The 17,840-nt window shown below is 48.0% G+C and carries 19 protein-coding genes; 8 read left to right on the top strand and 11 right to left on the bottom strand.

The features are described 5' to 3' along the window. Nucleotides 1-158 precede the first annotated feature (158 nt). The 7 genes from CLV82_RS12235 to CLV82_RS12265 form a co-directional block, all read right to left on the bottom strand. On the bottom strand, nt 159-1,118 hold the full coding sequence (locus CLV82_RS12235) for an NmrA/HSCARG family protein (protein ID WP_208107993.1): 960 nt from the start codon (nt 1,116-1,118) through the stop codon (nt 159-161). Between the two features lie 97 nt (nt 1,119-1,215). Further along, nucleotides 1,216-1,638 (bottom strand): VOC family protein, encoded by a 423-nt coding sequence (locus CLV82_RS12240; RefSeq protein ID WP_133644640.1) that lies wholly within the window; start codon nt 1,636-1,638, stop codon nt 1,216-1,218. 5 nt (nt 1,639-1,643) lie between these two features. Further along, the gene (locus CLV82_RS12245) at nt 1,644-1,892 is read right to left on the bottom strand and encodes a DUF7218 family protein (protein ID WP_133644641.1); all 249 of its coding nucleotides are present in this window, start codon (nt 1,890-1,892) and stop codon (nt 1,644-1,646) included. A gap of 72 nt (nt 1,893-1,964) precedes the next feature. Next, on the bottom strand, nt 1,965-2,804 hold the full coding sequence (locus CLV82_RS12250) for an alpha/beta fold hydrolase (protein WP_133644642.1): 840 nt from the start codon (nt 2,802-2,804) through the stop codon (nt 1,965-1,967). Nucleotides 2,805-2,991: 187 nt separating this feature from the next. After that, nucleotides 2,992-3,966, bottom strand: a complete 975-nt coding sequence (locus CLV82_RS12255; protein ID WP_133644643.1) for a YitT family protein — start codon at nt 3,964-3,966, stop codon at nt 2,992-2,994. 23 nt (nt 3,967-3,989) lie between these two features. Then, the gene (locus CLV82_RS12260) at nt 3,990-4,544 is read right to left on the bottom strand and encodes a hypothetical protein (RefSeq protein ID WP_133644644.1); all 555 of its coding nucleotides are present in this window, start codon (nt 4,542-4,544) and stop codon (nt 3,990-3,992) included. 6 nt (nt 4,545-4,550) lie between these two features. Beyond that, on the bottom strand, nt 4,551-6,077 hold the full coding sequence (locus CLV82_RS12265; protein WP_133644645.1) for a helicase HerA-like domain-containing protein: 1,527 nt from the start codon (nt 6,075-6,077) through the stop codon (nt 4,551-4,553). Nucleotides 6,078-6,189: 112 nt separating this feature from the next. Between CLV82_RS12265 and CLV82_RS12270 the strand changes: the two genes are divergently transcribed. Beyond that, nucleotides 6,190-6,822: a 7-carboxy-7-deazaguanine synthase QueE gene (locus CLV82_RS12270; protein WP_133644646.1), complete on the top strand. Its 633-nt coding sequence runs from the start codon at nt 6,190-6,192 to the stop codon at nt 6,820-6,822. Between the two features lie 451 nt (nt 6,823-7,273). Here CLV82_RS12270 and CLV82_RS12275 read toward each other — a convergent pair whose 3' ends face one another. Both CLV82_RS12275 and CLV82_RS12280 read right to left on the bottom strand, forming a co-directional pair. Next, nucleotides 7,274-8,101, bottom strand: a complete 828-nt coding sequence (locus CLV82_RS12275) for a hypothetical protein (protein WP_133644647.1) — start codon at nt 8,099-8,101, stop codon at nt 7,274-7,276. A 53-nt stretch (nt 8,102-8,154) separates the two neighbouring features. Beyond that, nucleotides 8,155-8,886, bottom strand: a complete 732-nt coding sequence (locus CLV82_RS12280) for a class I SAM-dependent methyltransferase (protein ID WP_133644648.1) — start codon at nt 8,884-8,886, stop codon at nt 8,155-8,157. A gap of 136 nt (nt 8,887-9,022) precedes the next feature. Here CLV82_RS12280 and CLV82_RS12285 point away from each other — a divergent pair, with 136 nt between their 5' ends. Both CLV82_RS12285 and CLV82_RS12290 read left to right on the top strand, forming a co-directional pair. Continuing rightward, nucleotides 9,023-9,517 (top strand): YkgJ family cysteine cluster protein, encoded by a 495-nt coding sequence (locus CLV82_RS12285; RefSeq protein ID WP_133644649.1) that lies wholly within the window; start codon nt 9,023-9,025, stop codon nt 9,515-9,517. A gap of 44 nt (nt 9,518-9,561) precedes the next feature. Then, complete coding sequence (locus tag CLV82_RS12290) at nt 9,562-10,437, top strand: sterol desaturase family protein (protein ID WP_133644650.1); 876 nt, start codon at nt 9,562-9,564, stop codon at nt 10,435-10,437. Here the strand turns inward: CLV82_RS12290 and CLV82_RS12295 are convergent. Next, nucleotides 10,400-11,650, bottom strand: coding sequence for an exo-beta-N-acetylmuramidase NamZ family protein (locus tag CLV82_RS12295; RefSeq protein ID WP_133644651.1), 1,251 nt, complete (start codon nt 11,648-11,650; stop codon nt 10,400-10,402). The genes CLV82_RS12290 and CLV82_RS12295 overlap by 38 nt on opposite strands. Nucleotides 11,651-11,653: 3 nt before the next feature. Between CLV82_RS12295 and CLV82_RS12300 the strand changes: the two genes are divergently transcribed. Both CLV82_RS12300 and CLV82_RS12305 read left to right on the top strand, forming a co-directional pair. Then, nucleotides 11,654-12,895, top strand: a complete 1,242-nt coding sequence (locus CLV82_RS12300) for an ABC transporter permease (protein ID WP_133644652.1) — start codon at nt 11,654-11,656, stop codon at nt 12,893-12,895. 50 nt (nt 12,896-12,945) lie between these two features. Continuing rightward, nucleotides 12,946-13,923: a PLP-dependent cysteine synthase family protein gene (locus CLV82_RS12305; RefSeq protein ID WP_133644653.1), complete on the top strand. Its 978-nt coding sequence runs from the start codon at nt 12,946-12,948 to the stop codon at nt 13,921-13,923. Nucleotides 13,924-14,305: 382 nt separating this feature from the next. Here CLV82_RS12305 and CLV82_RS12310 read toward each other — a convergent pair whose 3' ends face one another. Next, nucleotides 14,306-14,518 carry a hypothetical protein gene (locus CLV82_RS12310; protein ID WP_133644654.1) on the bottom strand — a complete coding sequence of 71 codons (213 nt, stop codon included), beginning with the start codon at nt 14,516-14,518 and terminating at the stop codon, nt 14,306-14,308. A gap of 554 nt (nt 14,519-15,072) precedes the next feature. Here CLV82_RS12310 and CLV82_RS12315 point away from each other — a divergent pair. Genes CLV82_RS12315 through CLV82_RS12325 form a run of 3 tightly spaced genes read left to right on the top strand, consistent with a single transcriptional unit; the run spans nt 15,073 to nt 17,805 of the window. Next, nucleotides 15,073-16,380 (top strand): M20/M25/M40 family metallo-hydrolase, encoded by a 1,308-nt coding sequence (locus CLV82_RS12315; RefSeq protein ID WP_133644655.1) that lies wholly within the window; start codon nt 15,073-15,075, stop codon nt 16,378-16,380. Next, a complete protein-coding gene (locus CLV82_RS12320) occupies nt 16,377-17,183 on the top strand; it encodes an aldose epimerase family protein (protein WP_133644656.1) in 807 nt (268 codons plus the stop codon). The genes CLV82_RS12315 and CLV82_RS12320 overlap by 4 nt, the downstream gene beginning before the upstream one ends. Further along, nucleotides 17,170-17,805 (top strand): Crp/Fnr family transcriptional regulator, encoded by a 636-nt coding sequence (locus tag CLV82_RS12325; protein ID WP_133644657.1) that lies wholly within the window; start codon nt 17,170-17,172, stop codon nt 17,803-17,805. Before CLV82_RS12320 ends, CLV82_RS12325 begins: the two co-directional genes overlap by 14 nt. Nucleotides 17,806-17,840: the final 35 nt, after the last annotated feature.

Raw genomic sequence — 17,840 nt, forward strand, 5'->3', positions numbered from 1 at the left:
TAAGAGTTTTGGTATGATTTCCTGGGAATATAACTCCTTATCTAGGATCAGATAACCTGGAAAATGTATTCAATGCGTGTGGAGATTTTGGAAAGAAGGGGGACTTTAGTTGTATGATTAAAAAAGACCCGGAAACTAAACTAGCTCCGGGCCCATATTTAAGCGGTTTGGGTTTCCATGGGTATCTGGTCTTTATGTCGTACGAGCCACCCGTGAAATGTTTCCAGTTTCGGGTTCAGTTTCCTGGATAATTCCAGGTCCCGGTTGCCACAGAAGACTTCTTCAAAATCTACCTTGAACTGGTACATATTTCCCAGGTCGTCCGCGCCGGGAAAATCAAATCCCCGGTACACATCGTGCGGTACGGAAACATATTTCACATCTTCCTCAAAGACCTTGCTGAAAATATCTGCAAATTCTTTCCCGGTAAGGAATTCCCCGGAGATGCCTATGGTCTTTCCCTGGTATTGTTTACCAGCCTTGAAGATGCCAAGGGCACACCGGCCGATATCCCGGACGGCCATACTGGGCATTTTAATTTCATCTATTGGCATAACCAGCGCCAGTTTTCCATCATCGCCTCTTTTCGGGGCCATTCCAAAGTGAATGAAGTTTTCCCAGTAGAAAGAAGTTCTCAGAAGCGTTGCAGGAACTTTTGAATCTTTAAAGTACTTGTCTGCTTCTCCTTTCGCGTCAAAATGGGGCACCTTGTATTTTTCCTGCAGCGTCGGCATACGGTTGTCTTCCAGGGGTACCCAGTTCCGTGTATCTTCTAATGTAGACCAGATGAGGTGCTGTACATCGGCCGCTTCCGCCGCTTCCGCCATTAACCTGGCTTGTTCCAATTCTATTTCCGCGGAAAAATGATCCCAGAAAAAGGTGACGCAGAAGACTCCATAAGCTCCTTTAAACGCCTTTACCAGGCTTTCTTTGTCATTGACATCTGCATGAGCTATTTCTACTCCCCGGGCTTTAAGAGCCTTTGCTTTGTCAGATTTTGGATCACGCGTCAGTGCACGGACCGCGAATTCGTGATCGGGATCATTGAGGATCGCTTCTACGAGTCCCCCTCCCTGTGCGCCTGTAGCCCCCACTACGGCAATAATTTTTTTCTCCATGATTTAGTTGTTTAGAATACCTATTTAAGGTAAACAATAATCATGCGAAAATCAATGATTTTAACCTTTAAGTGCTTGGAAATCTGACAGGTGCGTTCTACTTGGCGAACAGTTGATCCATGTCTTTAAAAGCCTTGAATTCCAGGGCATTTCCGGCAGGGTCCAAAAAGAACATGGTGGCTTGCTCTCCGACCTCTCCCTTAAAACGGATATAGGGTTCTATTACGAACTCTATATTCCGAGCCTGCAATTTGTCGGCAAAGGCCTGGAAGCTGTCCCAGGGAAGCACTACACCGTAATGGGGAACAGGAACCTGCTTCCCGTCAACGGGATTGGCATGTTGTTTTTCTTCAGATTTAGGTTTGTAGTGGATGACAAGCTGGTGTCCAAAAAGATTGAAATCTACCCAGTGATCGCTGCTTCTGCCTTCCTCGCATTCCAGGACATCCCGGTAAAAGGCCCGGCATTCATCAAGGTTGTGGACAGGAATCGCGACATGGAAAGGTGTAATGGTGCTCATAGTAATCAGTTATTTCTTAATGCTTTTATCAATTCTTTTTTGGTCATCCTGGAACGGCCTTCAATACCAATTTCTTTAGCTTTCTGGTAAAGTTCCTCCTTGGTTCGCTCTTCGTATTTAGAGGCATGGCCTCCTTTTTCTCCAGAGTTTTCTGTGTTGGCGATCCGGGCTGCTTTTTCCTTGCTGTACCCTTTGTCCCTGAGGGCTTCGTATTGCTCCTCGTTCTTTACTGATGGAATATTATCTTTTGGCATCTCGTTTTTATTTTAAATATAATAATTGCCAAGAGGTCATATTCTAAAACTACTGTTAAAGGGACAGGCACTTCACTCTTGCAGGAATGATATGATCTTCTGGTTCACTTCTTCCTGGTGCATGGAATGACCCAGGCCTTCTGTGGTAACCAGAATACTGTTTTTCCAGTGCCTGTGAACTCTTTCCGAAGCGTGGTAAGGGGTAATGGTATCAAACCGATCGTGGAACAACAATCCTGGAACCTGGCTTTCCCTGATAAACTTTGAGGAGGAGAATTCTTCTATCCTCACCCCAAACCTGCGTCTCACATAAGATTCCAGCGATTCCATAACCTTTTCATTCAAGGTCAGGAGTGACTTAAAGTGTTCCATGATCTCGTGGAATTCAGAAGGGGATCCGATAGTCACTATCTTTTGTATCGGGAGCTGTGGAGCGCGGTAATGGGTATACAGGGTGGTCATTCCGCCCACAGAATGCCCTATGATGTATTCCGGCTGGTATTTCCCGGCCATATACCCCAGGCATTCGGAATAAAGCGGAACATGCAGGTACTGCCCGCTCGAATTTCCATGCCCGGGGGCATCAAATGCCAGGATGTTGAAACCGGCGTCCCCCAGGTAGTGGATAAGGTTTTTCCATCGAGAGCTGTTGCTTTCCCATCCGTGTACCAGGAGGACAGTGTTACCGGGCCCAGGCCAATGATACACCTGGATCTTGTGGCCGGAGACAATTTCGGTAGTTGTTTTGGATTGTTCTAGGAATTCCTGTTGTTCCCGGGTAGGCCTGCCTTTCCTGACCTTGGAAAAGGTTTTAAATGCCTGCCGGGCGGCGAGGCCGGGATGCAGGTGCGATACGGTATTGAAAAAAATACCATAGGCGCGGGGGACATATTTCCGGATGTGTTTTTTCATGAGACCTTCTGAACGGTCAAAAATACGAAATGCCGCCCATTCTCAGTCGGATCCGGCTGCATGTTTGCTGCAGCCAAAAACCGTAAATTTCCGGCAGGGGAGGGGGCTTGTCCCCAGGCCCGTTCAACAAGTGGCACGTATAAGTAACCACTGCACCACACCTTCCAACGTGCATTCCCGGAAGGGATCAGATATTCAAAGGTCTTTTCTTGATCATCCCGCCTTTCAGGTCTTTTACGAGGTCCATGACAATAAAAGCTTTCTTGTCGATCTTATCGATCTCAGTACTTAGTCTTGCTAATTCCAGCCTGGTTACTACGGTATAGATAATTTCAGTTTCTTTCCGGCTTCCCCCGTATTTACTGTAGCCTTGTTTCCCCATGTAGATGGTACACGCCCTGCCCATTTTTTCGGTCAGCATCAACCGGATGGCCTCGTGTTGGTCAGAGATAATGGTAACTCCAATATATTCTTCTACCCCGTCTACTACGTAATTAACCGTTTTGGCCGCCACAAGGTAGGTGAGAATAGCGTATAAAGCAGTTTCCACACCCAGTAAATAGGCTCCCGCGGAGAAAATCAGCAGGTTGATCAGCAGCAGCGCATCCCCGACGGTAATATGCCATTTCCTGCTCAGGTAGATCGCCAGTACTTCCGTACCGTCAATGACACCGCCACCCCGCATAGCCATCCCGATCCCGAGACCCAGGAAGAATCCACCAAAGACGGAGATCAGTAATTTGTCATCGGTAACTACAGGGTAGGGTATAAAATGAACTACAATTGCCAGGGCAAGGATAGCTACGATACTTTTGATTGCAAATTTCCGACCTATGGTCCTGGCGCCTAAAAAGAGAAACGGCAGGTTGATAAGTAGCAGGAGGAGACCCAGCGGCCAGCCCGAAAGCACCCGGATCAGGAGCGAGAGACCGGTAGCGCCTCCATCGATGAAATCGTTCGGTAATAAAAAACCCTTTAACCCAAAACCTGCAGCCGCGACCCCGATCATCAGGTAAAGTAATTCCTTTAAAAAATGGACCAATTCTACCTGTTCCAACCGAATTTCACTGACCAGGTCTTTCTGTGTATAGACACCCTGATGTTTTTTACCGAGTTTGCGTTTGGCTCTTTCAAGCAGGAAATAATGTAAGAATGGGTTCATACAGTGTGTCTTTTATAGGGGGATTATTCCCAGCCTACCATCATATATTTGATTCTGGCAGCATCGGGGATCTGTACCGCTTCTATCTGGATATTGGGATTATAGCGCAGGTTTTCCGGGAGCTCTTTCCTGTCTATCGTAAAATAAACGTCGCTTTCTTTAATGAAGACTACCACGTTATTTCTGAAAGTCACCAGTTTTTTAATGGTGTAATTGTCCCTGATATCCTTAAATGTACTATTCAGGCTGATGCCCTTTTTTGTCCTGAACCGGGGGTCATGGATATTGATATTTTCAATGGTTTTAAGGCTGTCAGATCCCGGGGTCAGGGTCAGCAGGTGTTTCCCGCCTTTTTCATAGACCTTAACCCGCGGATCTGTGGATCCAAAACCTGGAGTTGCCGAATCCCTCACTAGTGAGTCTCCCGAATAGACGGCATCCAATTCTCCCAAGGGAGTAGTATGTTGTAATAACCCAACATGATCAACGCCGATCTCAAATTTATTTTCTTTTTCGTTTTGGCACGCTGAAAGCGCAAACAGGGCAGCTACAGCTGCCGTCATGGTTTTTTTGTTCATTGGTAATTAACGGATAACTTTTTTTAATACACCCAGTACTCCACGGATAAATGTGGCACTGGTCAAAACTTTAACAATCGGATCCTGGCGGGTACTCCTTCGCCGGGAGGTGCCGGAACGTGATTGTCGTTTCTTTTCACTGGCTTCTTGTTCGGCTTCTTTCTCTGCCTCTTTTTCAGCTAGCTCAATCTTTTCATTGAGAAGTTCATAGGCACTTTCCCTGTCTATGGTCTCATTATATTTTTTAACCAGTTTGGAGTTGTCGATAACTTCGGCCAGCTCCGATGAGGTCAGGATGTCCATCCGGCTCATTGGTGCCCTGAGCAGGGTTGCTGCCAGGGGTGTGGGCCGGCCTTTTTCATCCAGGGCAGAGATCAGTGCCTCTCCTATTCCAAGCGAGGTGAGAACCTCCTTGGTATCGTAATATTCAGAATCAGGGTAATTCTCGGCAGTAAGTTTAATGGCTTTCCTATCCCGTGCGGTAAAAGCACGGAGTGCGTGTTGTACTTTAAGACCCAGTTGCGCCAGCACTTCGTTGGGAACATCAGTTGGGTTCTGGGTGACAAAATACAAGCCTATACCTTTGGATCGTATTAACTTAACGATGCTTTCTATCTGCTCCAGTAAGGCTTTGGAGGCTTCCTTGAAAATGAGGTGCGCCTCGTCGATAAAGAGGATCAGTTCCGGCCTGTCGCTATCGCCCTGTTCCGGGAAACGGTCGTAGACCTCTGCCAGCAGGCTGAGCATAAAAGTGGAAAACAGCTTTGGTTTGTCCTGTATGTCGGTCAGCCGGATGATATTAATATATCCCCTCCCGTTTTCATCGATCCGGGTAAGATCGTCAACTTCGAAGGATTTTTCCCCGAAGAAAAGATCTGCGCCCTGCTGCTCTAATTCGATCACTTTCCTCAGGATAGTCCCCGTAGAGCTTGTGGAAATTCTCCCGTAATCTTTGGCAAATTCTTTCTTCCCTTCCCCGGTAGCGTATTGCAGTACCTTTTTAAAATCCTTCAGGTCTAATAAAGGCAGCTTATTATCATCACAATATTTAAAGATCACTGCAACGATACCTTCCTGGGTAACGGACAGGTCCAGGATCCTGGACAATAATACCGGCCCGAATTCGGACACGGTGGCCCTTAATTTCACCCCGTCCTGGTCAGAAAGTGAAAGGATCTCAACAGGAAAGGAGCTGGCGGTAAAAGGCAGGCCTATCTTTTCATGGCGCTCGTCGATCTTAGGATGTCCCGGGCTGGGCTGGGCAAGTCCGCTGAGGTCTCCCTTGAGATCCATCAGCAGTACGGGAATCCCTTTATTGGAGAGGTTTTCTGCAAGTACCTGTAAGGTCTTTGTTTTACCGGTCCCGGTGGCCCCGGCGATCAAACCATGCCTGTTCAGGGTTTTTAGAGGAATTCGGACATGCGCACCGGTAACAGCTTCACCATCCAACATGGCCGCCCCCATAATAATGGCATCACCCTTAGTGGAATAACCCTTTTCAATATGGGTTTTGAATTCTTCTTTGGTGGTCATTTGGTTATTTTTGATAAAAATAGGGTAATTTTTGTTTGTAGCGTCCATGAACCGGGCCGAAAATTAGGCTTAATTGACCTGTAAACTATAGCTGAAACCTTATCTTTGCGCCATGGTTACAACAACGATTTTAGAGCAGGTAGACAAGGGGCTTATGCTCCCGCTGATGGAGGAATTCTATACCATACAGGGCGAGGGGTTCCACAAGGGTACGGCTGCTTATTTTATACGGGTAGGAGGATGCGATGTGGGATGTCACTGGTGCGATGTAAAGGAAAGCTGGAATGCCGAGACCCATCCGCCCACGGCTATTGAACAGATCGTTGAGAATGCCGCCAAATATTCCAAGACCATCGTGGTTACCGGCGGTGAGCCATTAACCTGGGACATGGGGCCGCTTACCCGTGCGCTCAAGGATAAAGGCCTGCAAATTCACATTGAAACTTCCGGGGCATACGAGCTTACCGGCCAGTGGGACTGGATCTGTCTTTCTCCAAAGAAGAATAAACTCCCGGAAGGGCCGGTTTACGATAAGGCGAACGAACTCAAAGTTATCGTCTATAACAAACACGACCTGATCTTCGCCGAAGAACAGGCAGCCAAGGTCAATAAGGACTGTATCCTATATCTGCAACCCGAATGGAGTGTCAGGGACAAAGTAACCCCTATGATCGTCGATTATGTAATGGCTAACCCCAAATGGAAAGTGTCTTTACAGACGCATAAGTATCTGAATATACCGTAGGGGTTCGAGGTTTGAAGTTCGAGGTTTGAGGTTCGAGGCGAGCCTTCGGCTGTTCGCGGTTCGCGGTTTGTGGTTTGCAAGACTTAACTTAACTCAGGATACATAAGTTGATGTTAGTAGCATGTCTACTCTGTCCCCATTGTCACCCTATGTCACTGTGTACCTATGTAACTTTGTCCCCCGTTGAAAAAAGAGAGGTCGCGTTCCCGGCATAAGCCAGGGAAACAGCAATAATTTCTTAACCTTTAAACTTTATGAAAAAATGCCTCGCGACCTCAGATCTTTATGAAGGATGTTATTATTATCTGAGTCGGTTTTCTTAGTTCGACTTTACAAATTGTAAGAAGAAAAAGAAAGCTAAGATATAAAATCCGTATTATTTGTAGATAAATTCTTTCTTAAAATAGGGGGTTGTGGCAGGAAATATATATTTGCCGTCTCGGGCTATAACCTATCTGCCCCCGTTGGCCTGCAGGTCCAGCAGGCACTCATTGTCCAGTTCAGGAACTGCGGCGAGGCCTTTACTGGCGCGGGATTGCAGCATTTTAGCCATCGCGTTCCCAAATTGTAATTCGGCCCGCATAAGGCATCCATCGGTAACACAGTGACTCCCCGCATCCGGGTCCTCGTGATCATTGACCATTTCTGTCCCCAGGTTTACGAGGCCAAAGAGATGGCCAAATTCGTGGTGCAGGGTGGCTGTTTCCAGGTCGGCATTCGAGATAAATGCACTCCTGGCGGCCAGGTTCCTGATGGTCTGCTCAAAAATGACCATAGAGGTATTGCGATATACCGCTCCCAGGGTGACACGCCCTTCTTCCTCTTCATCACCTTCAGAAGGAACGTCTGCAAAGTAGATGTAAATGGCAAGGGTGTTGCCCGAGTTGTATGCCGTACGGTTCTCAGACTCCAGGTCAGCGATCTCCTGGGTGGTGAGGTTTTCTTCCCCGGGCGAAGGAAGTGAAAGGTATTCTACAGTGATGTTCTGCTTAAAGGTTCTTTCCTGCAAAAAGCTTACAAAATTAGCCATAGCTTCGTCTGTTGGCTTAAATCCTTCCACGTAAGCGACTTCTATTAACAGGTTGTCAAATTCCGCGTTGGAAAGTATATCATTGGCAGACGCCCCGGTGGCTTTCAGGTTTGCGGTCTTGTCTATTACCGGTTCAGGGTCCACGGTCTGCATGGGTACACCGTCCTGGTTGCTCGACTTTGAGCACGCCATCACCAGGATAAGGATCACCCATGCCAGCTTATTAAAGTTCTTCAATGATCTAAACATAATTTTCTTTTTCAAAGACCCCCTTAAAATAGGATAACGGGGATAATAGCAATTTAGTCTTCAGCCGGAATTAACCTGGCTAAATAGTCGTAGTGTTCGCCATAACTTACAAGTTCACAGATAAATCTGTTTGCCTTTGCCGCTTTTTCAAGCGATCTGAAATCGAGATAAAGCCAATGGAAAGGAGCCGACTCCTGCCCTTTGTATTCCATCTTAAAGATAACCTCTCCGTAATAAATATCGTTATCCGGCACCAGGAATCCTCCATCGACATCCTCCTCGTACATATAAATGATGTCGCTGGAATCGATCAGGATCTGACCGCCAGGGGCTAACAAAGATTTCAATTTCTGCAGGAATGCGTCAACCTCCTCCATGCGACCCGCCAGGCCAATGCCATTCATCAATAGTAACAAGGTATCAAAATTTGTACCATTATAATCTTTGAGTTCTGCTAAGGCTCTTTTTTTCAAACCCCGAAGCCGGCTTACAGCAATGGCACCCCTGGATTGGTCGAGACCTGTTACATCCATTCCTTTCTCCTGCAGGTACAGCGCATGGCTGCCTGCACCCGAACCTATATCCAGGACCTTTCCGCGGCATAATTCCAGTGCCCGTTGTTCTATGACAGGCATACCATTAAAGTCACGAAAGAGGTATTCCAATGGCATCTCGTCTTCTATCCACTCCTCGTAACCGTTGAGTTTCATGTAAGTGATCAATGGGTCACCGCTATTTCCTTTAAAATGGTCTCTAAGGGCTGTGCCCAGGACATCCTTGTTCATGAATAGGTTTTATGGTTCAAAACTACCTATTTATTTCTTTCGCTTAGCCGTTGTTCAGTAGTAAAGTGGTTACTTTGCAGTCGCAAAACGGTCGTGTTCCCTGGAGGGATATACCTGGAATTCAACGAACAGCGCTATGGAAGAGGAGCTACGGCAATTACCTGCAAAAGCTAAGGAAAAGAGGAAAGAGAATGCGAAATACCTCGCAAAACTCAAGAAAAAACCGCCAAAAGATTTGGATAAGGTGATGGTGGAGCTGCATTCGGAAGAATTCAGTCGCACAGATTGCCTGGATTGTGCTAATTGTTGTAAGACCACCGGGCCGCTGTTCACCAATACGGATATTGAGCGCATTGCCAAGCACCTGCGAATGAAACCGGGAGCTTTCGTGGAAACATATCTCCGGATAGATGAAGATGGGGACCATGTACTGCAGCAAGTGCCCTGTACCTTCCTGGGGCCGGATAACAAATGTTTTATTTACGATGTACGGCCAAAAGCCTGCCGGGAATATCCCCATACGGATCGCAAGAAGTTTCACCAGATCGGGAAACTGACCCTGCAAAATGTAGCAATCTGCCCGGCCGCCTATAATATCGTGGAAAAAATGAAGGCCAGCGTTAAAGTCTGAGTCCCCATTTGGAAAATTATGACCGCAGACACTATCTTTAGGGAATGGAAGTAATTCTCCGGTATTTTGAAACAATACCTTCTTCTCACCGCAGCCTGATCCTGGTTCTTGGGATCACTTTTTTCTGGGTGCTGGAAGGTGCAGTCCCTCTGGTCAGGTTTGGTTACAAAAAATGGCGTCATGCCCTGCCCAATTTCTTCTTTACGCTCACTACGGTCATTATCAATTTTGCCCTGGCGTTCTTGTTATTAAAAACGAGCGACTGGGTGGCGAATAACCAGTTTGGCGTTATTAACTGGTTACCTGGCATGCCCCTCTGGCTTTACGTCATCATCGGGGTAATGTTACTGGACCTGGTAGGCGCTTACCTGCCTCATTACCTGGAACACAAGGTCCGGCCATTATGGATGATCCACCTCGTGCACCATACCGATCACGAAGTGGATACCACCACTGCCAACCGGCACCATCCCCTGGAGAGCATGATCAGGTTTGTCTTTACCTTGGCAGGAGTGTTCTTAATAGGAACCCCTATCGGTATCATCATGTTATATCAATCCCTTTCGCTGGTTGCGACCCAGTTTGGTCATGCCAACATACGGTTGCCGAGAAAGGTGGATGAAGCCTTGAGTTGGATCATTGTATCTCCGGATATGCACAAGGTGCACCATCATTTCCAGTTGCCGTACACAGATTCTAATTACGGGAATATCTTTTCTGTCTGGGACAGGATTTTTGGCACCTTCATGGTGCTGCATCCTGAGGACATCACTTACGGGGTGGATACTTTCCCGGACCGAAAACAGAACGAGAGTATCTGGGGGCTGTTAAAACAGCCATTTCACAAGTACCGCAGGCCTACAACAGAGGCCAATGGTCCGGTTAATCGTAGAGAAGATATTTCTCCCGGGTCTGTTTAAACTTTTCCAGGTCTTGCTTCCAGCTTTCCCTTATTTCTGCCTCTGTAGCTCCAGAGGTGATCTGTTCCTGCAGAAGCGCTGTCCCGGCGTGCCGGGTAAACCCATCAGTCAGGAACACCTTTGATTTATCCGTAGCATTCGCATAGGCGTCGATCAGCCATTGCAGGTTGACCCGGTCCGGCCTGGGTTCGGAAGAAAGGTCTTTTCCATAACAGGTCTTCCCGCTGTGCTTCGGATATTTGGACCCGAAATTTGGCTTGGGGGTATACTTAAAGTCATACTTCGTACTATCCAGGAAAGGGGCGCCATAGCGCTGGAACTGGAATTCCGTTCCTCTTCCTGCATTGATATCTGTACCCTCGAACAAGCCAAGACTCGGGTAAAGGGCTATGGACTGATCGTTGGGCAAATTCGGGGAAGGTCGGATGGGAATGTGATAGGTAGTTTGATGGGTGTAATTATCCAGCGGGATCACTGTAAGATCCGCCTTCTGTCCGTCTTCCAGCCAGCCTTCTTCATTGATCATCGTCGCGTATTCACCTATGGTCATTCCGTATACCAGGGGGATGGTGGTCATGCCCAGGAAACCGGTATGTTCCTTTTCCATTGTTGGTCCGTCAATATAATGTGCATTTGGGTTAGGCCTGTCCAGAACAAGAACCGGGATCCCGGCCTCAGCTGCGGCTTCCATAACCAGTTGCAGCGTCGCTATATACGTGTAGAAGCGCACCCCAACATCCTGTATATCAAAAAGTACGATATCTATCCCCTGCAGCTGTTCCGGGGTCGGCTTCCTGTTCTTACCATACAGGGAGATAATGGGTAAGCCCGTAGTCTTATCTACGCCATCTTTCACTTTTTCCCCGGCATCGGCATCTCCCCGGAAACCGTGTTCGGGTGCAAACACCTTTTTCACGGGAACCCCAAGGGATAGTAAAGAATCAACCAGGTGGGTGTGGGAGAGCAAACTGTCTTTCCCGGCGGAGTCCTTAAAAATGACCGAGGTCTGGTTAGCGACTACGGCAGTATTTTTGTCTTTCAGCAGGGGGATATAGCTCCCGGTTTTGTTTGCGGCAACCACTACAGCAGGAGGGAGAGGATTACCGGGGTCAGAAACCTCGCTGTCGGCAACAGCCTTCCCGCGGTTTCCGCAGGATAAGATGATAAAAAGCCATAAGAAAACCGTATTTTTGAAACCTGAAAAAAGACCCATCTGTTGAATTTAGAATATTTTATTGCCAAGCGCCTCATCAAGGGCACGGCGCATAAAATTAGTATATCGGCCCCGATAATAAAAATAGCAATTACAGCTATTGCCCTGGGGTTGATCATGATGTTGGTTGCAATAGCCACTGGGGTCGGGCTTAAGTATAAGATCAGGGAAAAAGTAGCCGCCTTTAATGGGCATATCCAGATCTATAATTACGATAACAACCTTAGCGATGTATCGGTTACCCCGGTGAGTACCCGGCAGGACTTTTACCCCGAATTCAGGATCGTCGACGGGGTTTCTCATGTACAGGCCGTTGCGACCAAAGGCGGGATCATCCGGACCGAGGAAACGTTTGAAGGGATCATCGCAAAGGGGGTGGGGGATGATTATGACTGGACCGCTTTCAGGGAATACCTGGTTTCCGGCAGGCTGCCGCAATACGATGGCAAACTGAATAACGAGGTGCTGATGTCCCGGTTGATGGCTAATAAGTTACAGTTGGAAACGGGGGATACATTTTTCGCCTTCTTTCTTAAAGAGGACGACCCTTCCAAAACCCCCAACCAGCGGAAATTCGAGATAGTGGGGTTGTATGACAGTGGGTTCGAGGAATTTGATGCTACTTACCTGATGACAGATCTCCGGCATATACAGCGGATGAATGGCTGGGAGGCAGACCAGGTAGGGAATTTCGAGGTGTTCCTGGATGATTTTGACACTATAGACGAGAAGAGTGCCGAGATCTACGGAAAGACACATTCTGACCTGGATACACAGACGATAAAGACGAAATATTATAAGATATTCGAATGGATCGGGTTGTTCGATTTCAACATCGGGGTGATTATCGGGATCATGATCATTGTAGCCGGTTTTAATATGATCACCGCGTTATTGGTCCTCATCCTGGAGCGCACGCAGATGATAGGGATCCTCAAAGCTTTGGGGAGCAGTAACTGGAGTATCAGGAAGGTATTTCTCTACAATGCTGCATACCTGATCCTGGTAGGGTTATTCTGGGGTAACCTGGTAGGTCTTGGCTTCCTTTGGCTGCAGGACCGGTTCCGGTTCCTGAAATTTCCAAACCCGCAGGAATACTATATTGAATATATTCCTGTACACCTGGATGTGCTCACGGTCGTAGTATTAAATATCGGGGTGCTCCTCCTCTGCCTGGTCATGTTGCTGGTACCCTCTTATATCATTACAAGGATACAGCCGGTAAAGGCAATAAAATTCGAATAAACGAATCGCGAAAACTCAATTTTAAATAAATATCATTACTGAATTCTTTTATGCAATACGCTGAAAACATACTTGGGACTATCGGGAATACGCCAATGGTGAAAATAAACAAACTGACGGCAGAACTTCCGTGCCTGGTCCTCGCTAAATATGAAACCTTTAACCCCGGCAACTCGGTTAAGGACCGGATGGCGCTGCAGATGATCGAAGATGCGGAAAAATCCGGATTGTTGAAACCGGGGGGAACCATTATTGAGGGTACTTCGGGAAACACCGGGATGGGGCTTGCGCTGGCGGCCATAATGAAAGGGTACAAGATGATCTGCGTGATCAGCGATAAACAGTCCAAAGAAAAGATAGATATCCTCAAAGCCATGGGCAGCGAGGTTCATGTATGCCCTACAGATGTAGAGCCGGACGACCCCCGCAGTTATTATTCCACTGCACGGAGATTGGGAGAGGAAATTCCCAATGCATGGTATGTGAACCAGTACGATAACCTTTCCAATACCAAGGCACACTATAAAAGCACCGGCCCCGAGATCTGGGAACAGACAGAGGGAAAAGTTACCCACTTCGTCGTCGGGGTAGGTACGGGAGGTACCATCTCCGGGGTTGGAAGGTACCTGAAGGAACAGAACCCGGATGTAAAGGTCTGGGGAGTGGATGCGTATGGTTCGGTATTTAAGAAGTACAAGGAGACAGGCATCTTTGACAAGAACGAGATCTATCCTTACCAGGTAGAAGGCATAGGGGAGGACATCCTTCCCAAGAACGTAGATTTTGATGTGATCGATGGGTTTACCAAGGTAACGGATAAGGATGCCGCAGTCTATACCCGCAGGCTGGCGAAGGAAGAAGGAATGTTCTTAGGTAATTCTGCCGGTGCTGCCATCAAAGGGGTATTGCAGTTGAAAGAGCATTTTGGTCCCGACGATGTGGTGGTGGTATTATTCCATGACCATGGAAGCCGATACGTTGGCAAGATCTTTAACGACGAGTGGATGAAACAGCAGGGGTGGCTGTAATCAATAAATCCTGCGTGCAGGATTATTGATGGTTTGAGGCCTGCCTTCGGCAGGTAAATTTGAGGTTTGAAGTTCGAGGTTCGAGGGAAACCTTCGGTTGTTCACGGTTCGCAGTTCGCGGTTTGCAGAGCTCAATTAGAAGGATACATAAGTTAATGTTAGTAGCATGTCCCCATTGTCACCCCTGTCACCCTATGTCACTATGTACCTATGTACCTATGTAACTGGATAGTTCGAAGTTCGAGGTTTGAAGTTCGAGGGAAACCTACAGTTGTTCAAGGTTCGCGGTTCGCGGTTCGCATTTCTTAATTATACTAAGGATGCCTGTGTTGCTGTTAGCAGCATGTCCATCTTGTCCCCCATGTCCCCTTTGTCACCCCTATTAAGCCAATTTAGCTTTGTTCCTCTTAGTAGAGAAAGCCAATTCTTTTTTGATCCTGGAATTCTTGAACTTGTGAAGACGTGCAACGCTGTTCTCGTTTTTAACGGCCATTTCTATCTGAGCGGCAGGAATTTCAACAGCTACTTTAGCGTCTTTAGCCTGGGCAGTGAATCCGATAAAAAGAACGAAGATGATGGTTACAATTGCTTTCATGACTTGGGGTCGTTTTATATAAATAAAACGGCCCCAGGGCATTTGAGCCGGGTTTCGAATCGCTGAAAAACCCTTATTTTTCGGTATCTGGCCGATTATCGGTTCAACGGCAAAAAATCATCGGTGAATGAAACCACCTGCAAAAACCACTCCCCGGAAAAGAGTGCATTTAACCGATATGAATGAGGGGTGAAATGTGCAGATGAACCTATCCTGTTGGAATTCAGGGTGCACTTAATCGCAATAACAATTCATTTTAACGGTGATGCAGTGATGCGGTGATGCGGCCCGCCCGCCCGCCTGCATGTACGCAGTACGGGCAGTTACCGAACGGCACGTTCGGGCGGGTGATGCAGTGATACGGTTATGCGGTGAAGCAGTCATGCAGTGAGCGGTCAAAAAGCAAACAGCGTACCGCAAACAGCGAACCGCAAACTTCAAACCTCGAACCTCAAACTTCGAACCTCGCAACCCATCCTTTTTCTTATATTCGAATATGTAAATTGCAATCAGCGATCATACACCATATCGAACACTTCAAATAGTAACATCATATGAATAAATTACGCTTTACCCTTCCTTTGCTGTGCTTTCTGTTAGCCGGTGCACTTTTAAATGCCCAGAAACTTTCCCGGGCAGAAAAGAAGATCGTGAAAACGGTCAGTGAAAATAACGACGAGGCGATTGCCTTCCTGGAAAAGGTTGTGAATATCAACAGCGGTACTTTTAATACAGCCGGTGTAAAAGAGGTGGGGATGGAGTTTAAATCGGCCTTCGACGAGATCGGTTTCCAGACCAGCTGGATTCCCATGCCGGCCGAAATGAAAAGAGCCGGGCACCTCTTTGCCGAAACATCCGGTTCCAAAGGGAAAAAGCTTTTACTGATCGGGCACCTGGATACGGTATTCGAAGAGGACAGCCCCTTCCAGGAGTTCAAGCGCATCAATGACAGCCTGGCCCACGCTCCCGGGGGCAACGATATGAAAGGAGGGAACGTGATCATCCTGTACGCCCTGAAAGCCTTGCAGGAAAACGGCCTTTTAGACGATGCCCAGATCATCGCGGCCTTTACCGGCGATGAGGAAGATACCGGCGATCCCCTTGAACTGAGTCGCAAAGATCTTATAGATGCTGCCAAACGCAGTGATGTGGCCCTGGGTTTCGAGACCTCCACGGGCTTTAACTATGCCACGGTAGCCCGGAGGGGCTCCTCGGGCTGGGAAGTGACAACCACGGGGAAACGCGCCCATTCATCAGGGGTGTTTAGTGAGAGGACCGGGGCCGGGGCTATTTTTGAAATGGGCAGGATCCTTAATGATTTTTACGAAGAGGTGAGGGGAGAAGAATTCCTGACCTTTAACCCGGGCATCATCGTCGGGGGTACCTTTACCGACTACGACCCTACCACAGGAAAAGGTGAGGCATTCGGGAAGACCAATGTCGTGGCCCAGACTGCCATGGTAAATGGAGGGCTGAGGTTTATTTCTGAAGAACAGAAAGAATCGGCCAGGGAAAAAATGAGGGAAATAGTATCACAGAACCTGCCCCAGACGAGTGCGACCATCAGTTTTACGGACAGTTACCCTGCAATGGGTCCGACCGATGAGAACTACGAATTACTGGAGGTACTTAACGAGGTGAGCCGTGACCTGGGGCAAGGAGAAGTGCTGGCCTATGACCCGGGCAGAAGAGGTGCCGCCGATGTATCCTTCGTTGCAGAATATGTGGCATGCCTGGATGGGCTGGGAACTATGGGCTCCGGCGCCCACACCCCGGAAGAGACCGTAAACCTGAAGACCATGGAAGCGCTTACCCAACGAACCGCCCTGTTAATTTACAGGCTGATAAACCAGAAACAATGATCGAGTTAAAAGCAGGTGCGCAACGAGTCCGAGTCGACCAGGGAGAATTAGTAGGATACGAGGTAGAAGGACACGAATATATACACCAGAAGGGGAGTCCCGGCTGGCGGCAGTCCGATACAGAAATGTTCCCCATAATCGGCCCTACGGATGAGGCCGGTTTTAAAGTGGCAACCCCAAGGGGGGAAGCGGTACAGGATCAGCATGGGTTGCTGAGAGAGCTTCCGTATACCTTAGAAGAACAGGAGGAACAGCTGCTCGTTTTCACCAAAACCTACGATGCCGGGGACTGGGTGCGGAATTCTAAATTCCCGCTGAAGTCGACCGCCGAATGGCTGCGGTGGCCGTACGAGTTCCGTTTCACTAAACGATTCCGGTTGTTACGGGAAGGACTCGAGATCAAATTTATTGTAGAAGGCGAAGAGGGAATGCCCTTTATGTTGGGTTATCATCCTGCCTTTAAATTATATACGGATAACCCTACTGTGCTGGCAGGGGACAAGGAGATCCCGTTGAAAGCGATCCTGGATGCCGGCAGTAGGGCCCTGGAAGTACCCGATTGCCAGGCGGTGACCTTGCAGGATATAGAACACATCACTATCCGTACCCAGGACTTTGGACATTTTATGTGCTGGACCGAAGTAGATAATATGGTGTGCCTGGAACCTATCACGTTCTATCCCTACGCTGTTTCCCAGGAGAACCTGACAGATGGAATGATGAAACTCGGAGATAAAGCCCGGGAGTTTTCAGTTAGATTATTACCACGAATCCTTCAAAGCTCGCCCGATGCTCCCAGATGATTTTAAAAATAAATACGAGGGCATATTTGAGCCCGAACTGATAGCCGCCATTGCCGCGGTGGCTGTAGAAAAACAGGTGAAAGAAGGAGAGATCCTTATGGATATAGGCCAGCCCCTGCTGCATATCCCCCTGGTGTTGAACGGAGCCATAAAGATCCTGCGGGAGGATAAGGAAGGGGAGGAACTGCTGCTCTACTTCATAGAACACGGGGATACTTGTGCGATGACCCTGAGCTGCTGTATGGGACAAAAGAAAAGCGAGATCAGGGCGGTGGCCGAAACCGATGCCCGGCTCCTCATGCTCCCGGTCTCGCAGATGGAAGTATGGATGGCCGAATACCCAAGCTGGAGACGCTTCATCCTGGACAGTTACCACTCCCGGATGATGGAATTGCTGGATGCCGTGGATACCGTGGCTTTTATGAACATGGAAGAACGACTGCTGAAATACCTGCAGGATAAGGCCATGGTGACCCATGATGCCTCCGTCAAAACTACCCACCAGCAGATCGCCAACGACATGCACACCTCCCGGGTAGTGGTTTCCAGGATGCTTAAACAATTAGAAAGAGCGGGAAAGATTCAGTTAGGACGTAACCAGGTGACCGTTCTTAGTCTTTAAGGATTGCAATCATCACCGCAAGGGGTTGTAGATTA

It is taken from the genome of Zeaxanthinibacter enoshimensis, assembly GCF_004362865.1.
GTDB lineage: Bacteria > Bacteroidota > Bacteroidia > Flavobacteriales > Flavobacteriaceae > Zeaxanthinibacter > Zeaxanthinibacter enoshimensis.

Bases quoted from the DNA above. Each gene is read 5' to 3' on its own strand.
- CLV82_RS12235 (WP_208107993.1), bottom strand. From the start codon at position 1,118: ATGGAGAAAAAAATTATTGCCGTAGTGGGGGCTACAGGCGCACAGGGA.
- CLV82_RS12240 (WP_133644640.1), bottom strand. From the start codon at position 1,638: ATGAGCACCATTACACCTTTCCATGTCGCGATTCCTGTCCACAACCTT.
- CLV82_RS12245 (WP_133644641.1), bottom strand. From the start codon at position 1,892: ATGCCAAAAGATAATATTCCATCAGTAAAGAACGAGGAGCAATACGAA.
- CLV82_RS12250 (WP_133644642.1), bottom strand. From the start codon at position 2,804: ATGAAAAAACACATCCGGAAATATGTCCCCCGCGCCTATGGTATTTTT.
- CLV82_RS12255 (WP_133644643.1), bottom strand. From the start codon at position 3,966: ATGAACCCATTCTTACATTATTTCCTGCTTGAAAGAGCCAAACGCAAA.
- CLV82_RS12260 (WP_133644644.1), bottom strand. From the start codon at position 4,544: ATGAACAAAAAAACCATGACGGCAGCTGTAGCTGCCCTGTTTGCGCTT.
- CLV82_RS12265 (WP_133644645.1), bottom strand. From the start codon at position 6,077: ATGACCACCAAAGAAGAATTCAAAACCCATATTGAAAAGGGTTATTCC.
- CLV82_RS12270 (WP_133644646.1), top strand. From the start codon at position 6,190: ATGGTTACAACAACGATTTTAGAGCAGGTAGACAAGGGGCTTATGCTC.
- CLV82_RS12275 (WP_133644647.1), bottom strand. From the start codon at position 8,101: ATGTTTAGATCATTGAAGAACTTTAATAAGCTGGCATGGGTGATCCTT.
- CLV82_RS12280 (WP_133644648.1), bottom strand. From the start codon at position 8,886: ATGAACAAGGATGTCCTGGGCACAGCCCTTAGAGACCATTTTAAAGGA.
- CLV82_RS12285 (WP_133644649.1), top strand. From the start codon at position 9,023: ATGGAAGAGGAGCTACGGCAATTACCTGCAAAAGCTAAGGAAAAGAGG.
- CLV82_RS12290 (WP_133644650.1), top strand. From the start codon at position 9,562: ATGGAAGTAATTCTCCGGTATTTTGAAACAATACCTTCTTCTCACCGC.
- CLV82_RS12295 (WP_133644651.1), bottom strand. From the start codon at position 11,650: ATGGGTCTTTTTTCAGGTTTCAAAAATACGGTTTTCTTATGGCTTTTT.
- CLV82_RS12305 (WP_133644653.1), top strand. From the start codon at position 12,946: ATGCAATACGCTGAAAACATACTTGGGACTATCGGGAATACGCCAATG.
- CLV82_RS12310 (WP_133644654.1), bottom strand. From the start codon at position 14,518: ATGAAAGCAATTGTAACCATCATCTTCGTTCTTTTTATCGGATTCACT.
- CLV82_RS12315 (WP_133644655.1), top strand. From the start codon at position 15,073: ATGAATAAATTACGCTTTACCCTTCCTTTGCTGTGCTTTCTGTTAGCC.
- CLV82_RS12320 (WP_133644656.1), top strand. From the start codon at position 16,377: ATGATCGAGTTAAAAGCAGGTGCGCAACGAGTCCGAGTCGACCAGGGA.
- CLV82_RS12325 (WP_133644657.1), top strand. From the start codon at position 17,170: ATGCTCCCAGATGATTTTAAAAATAAATACGAGGGCATATTTGAGCCC.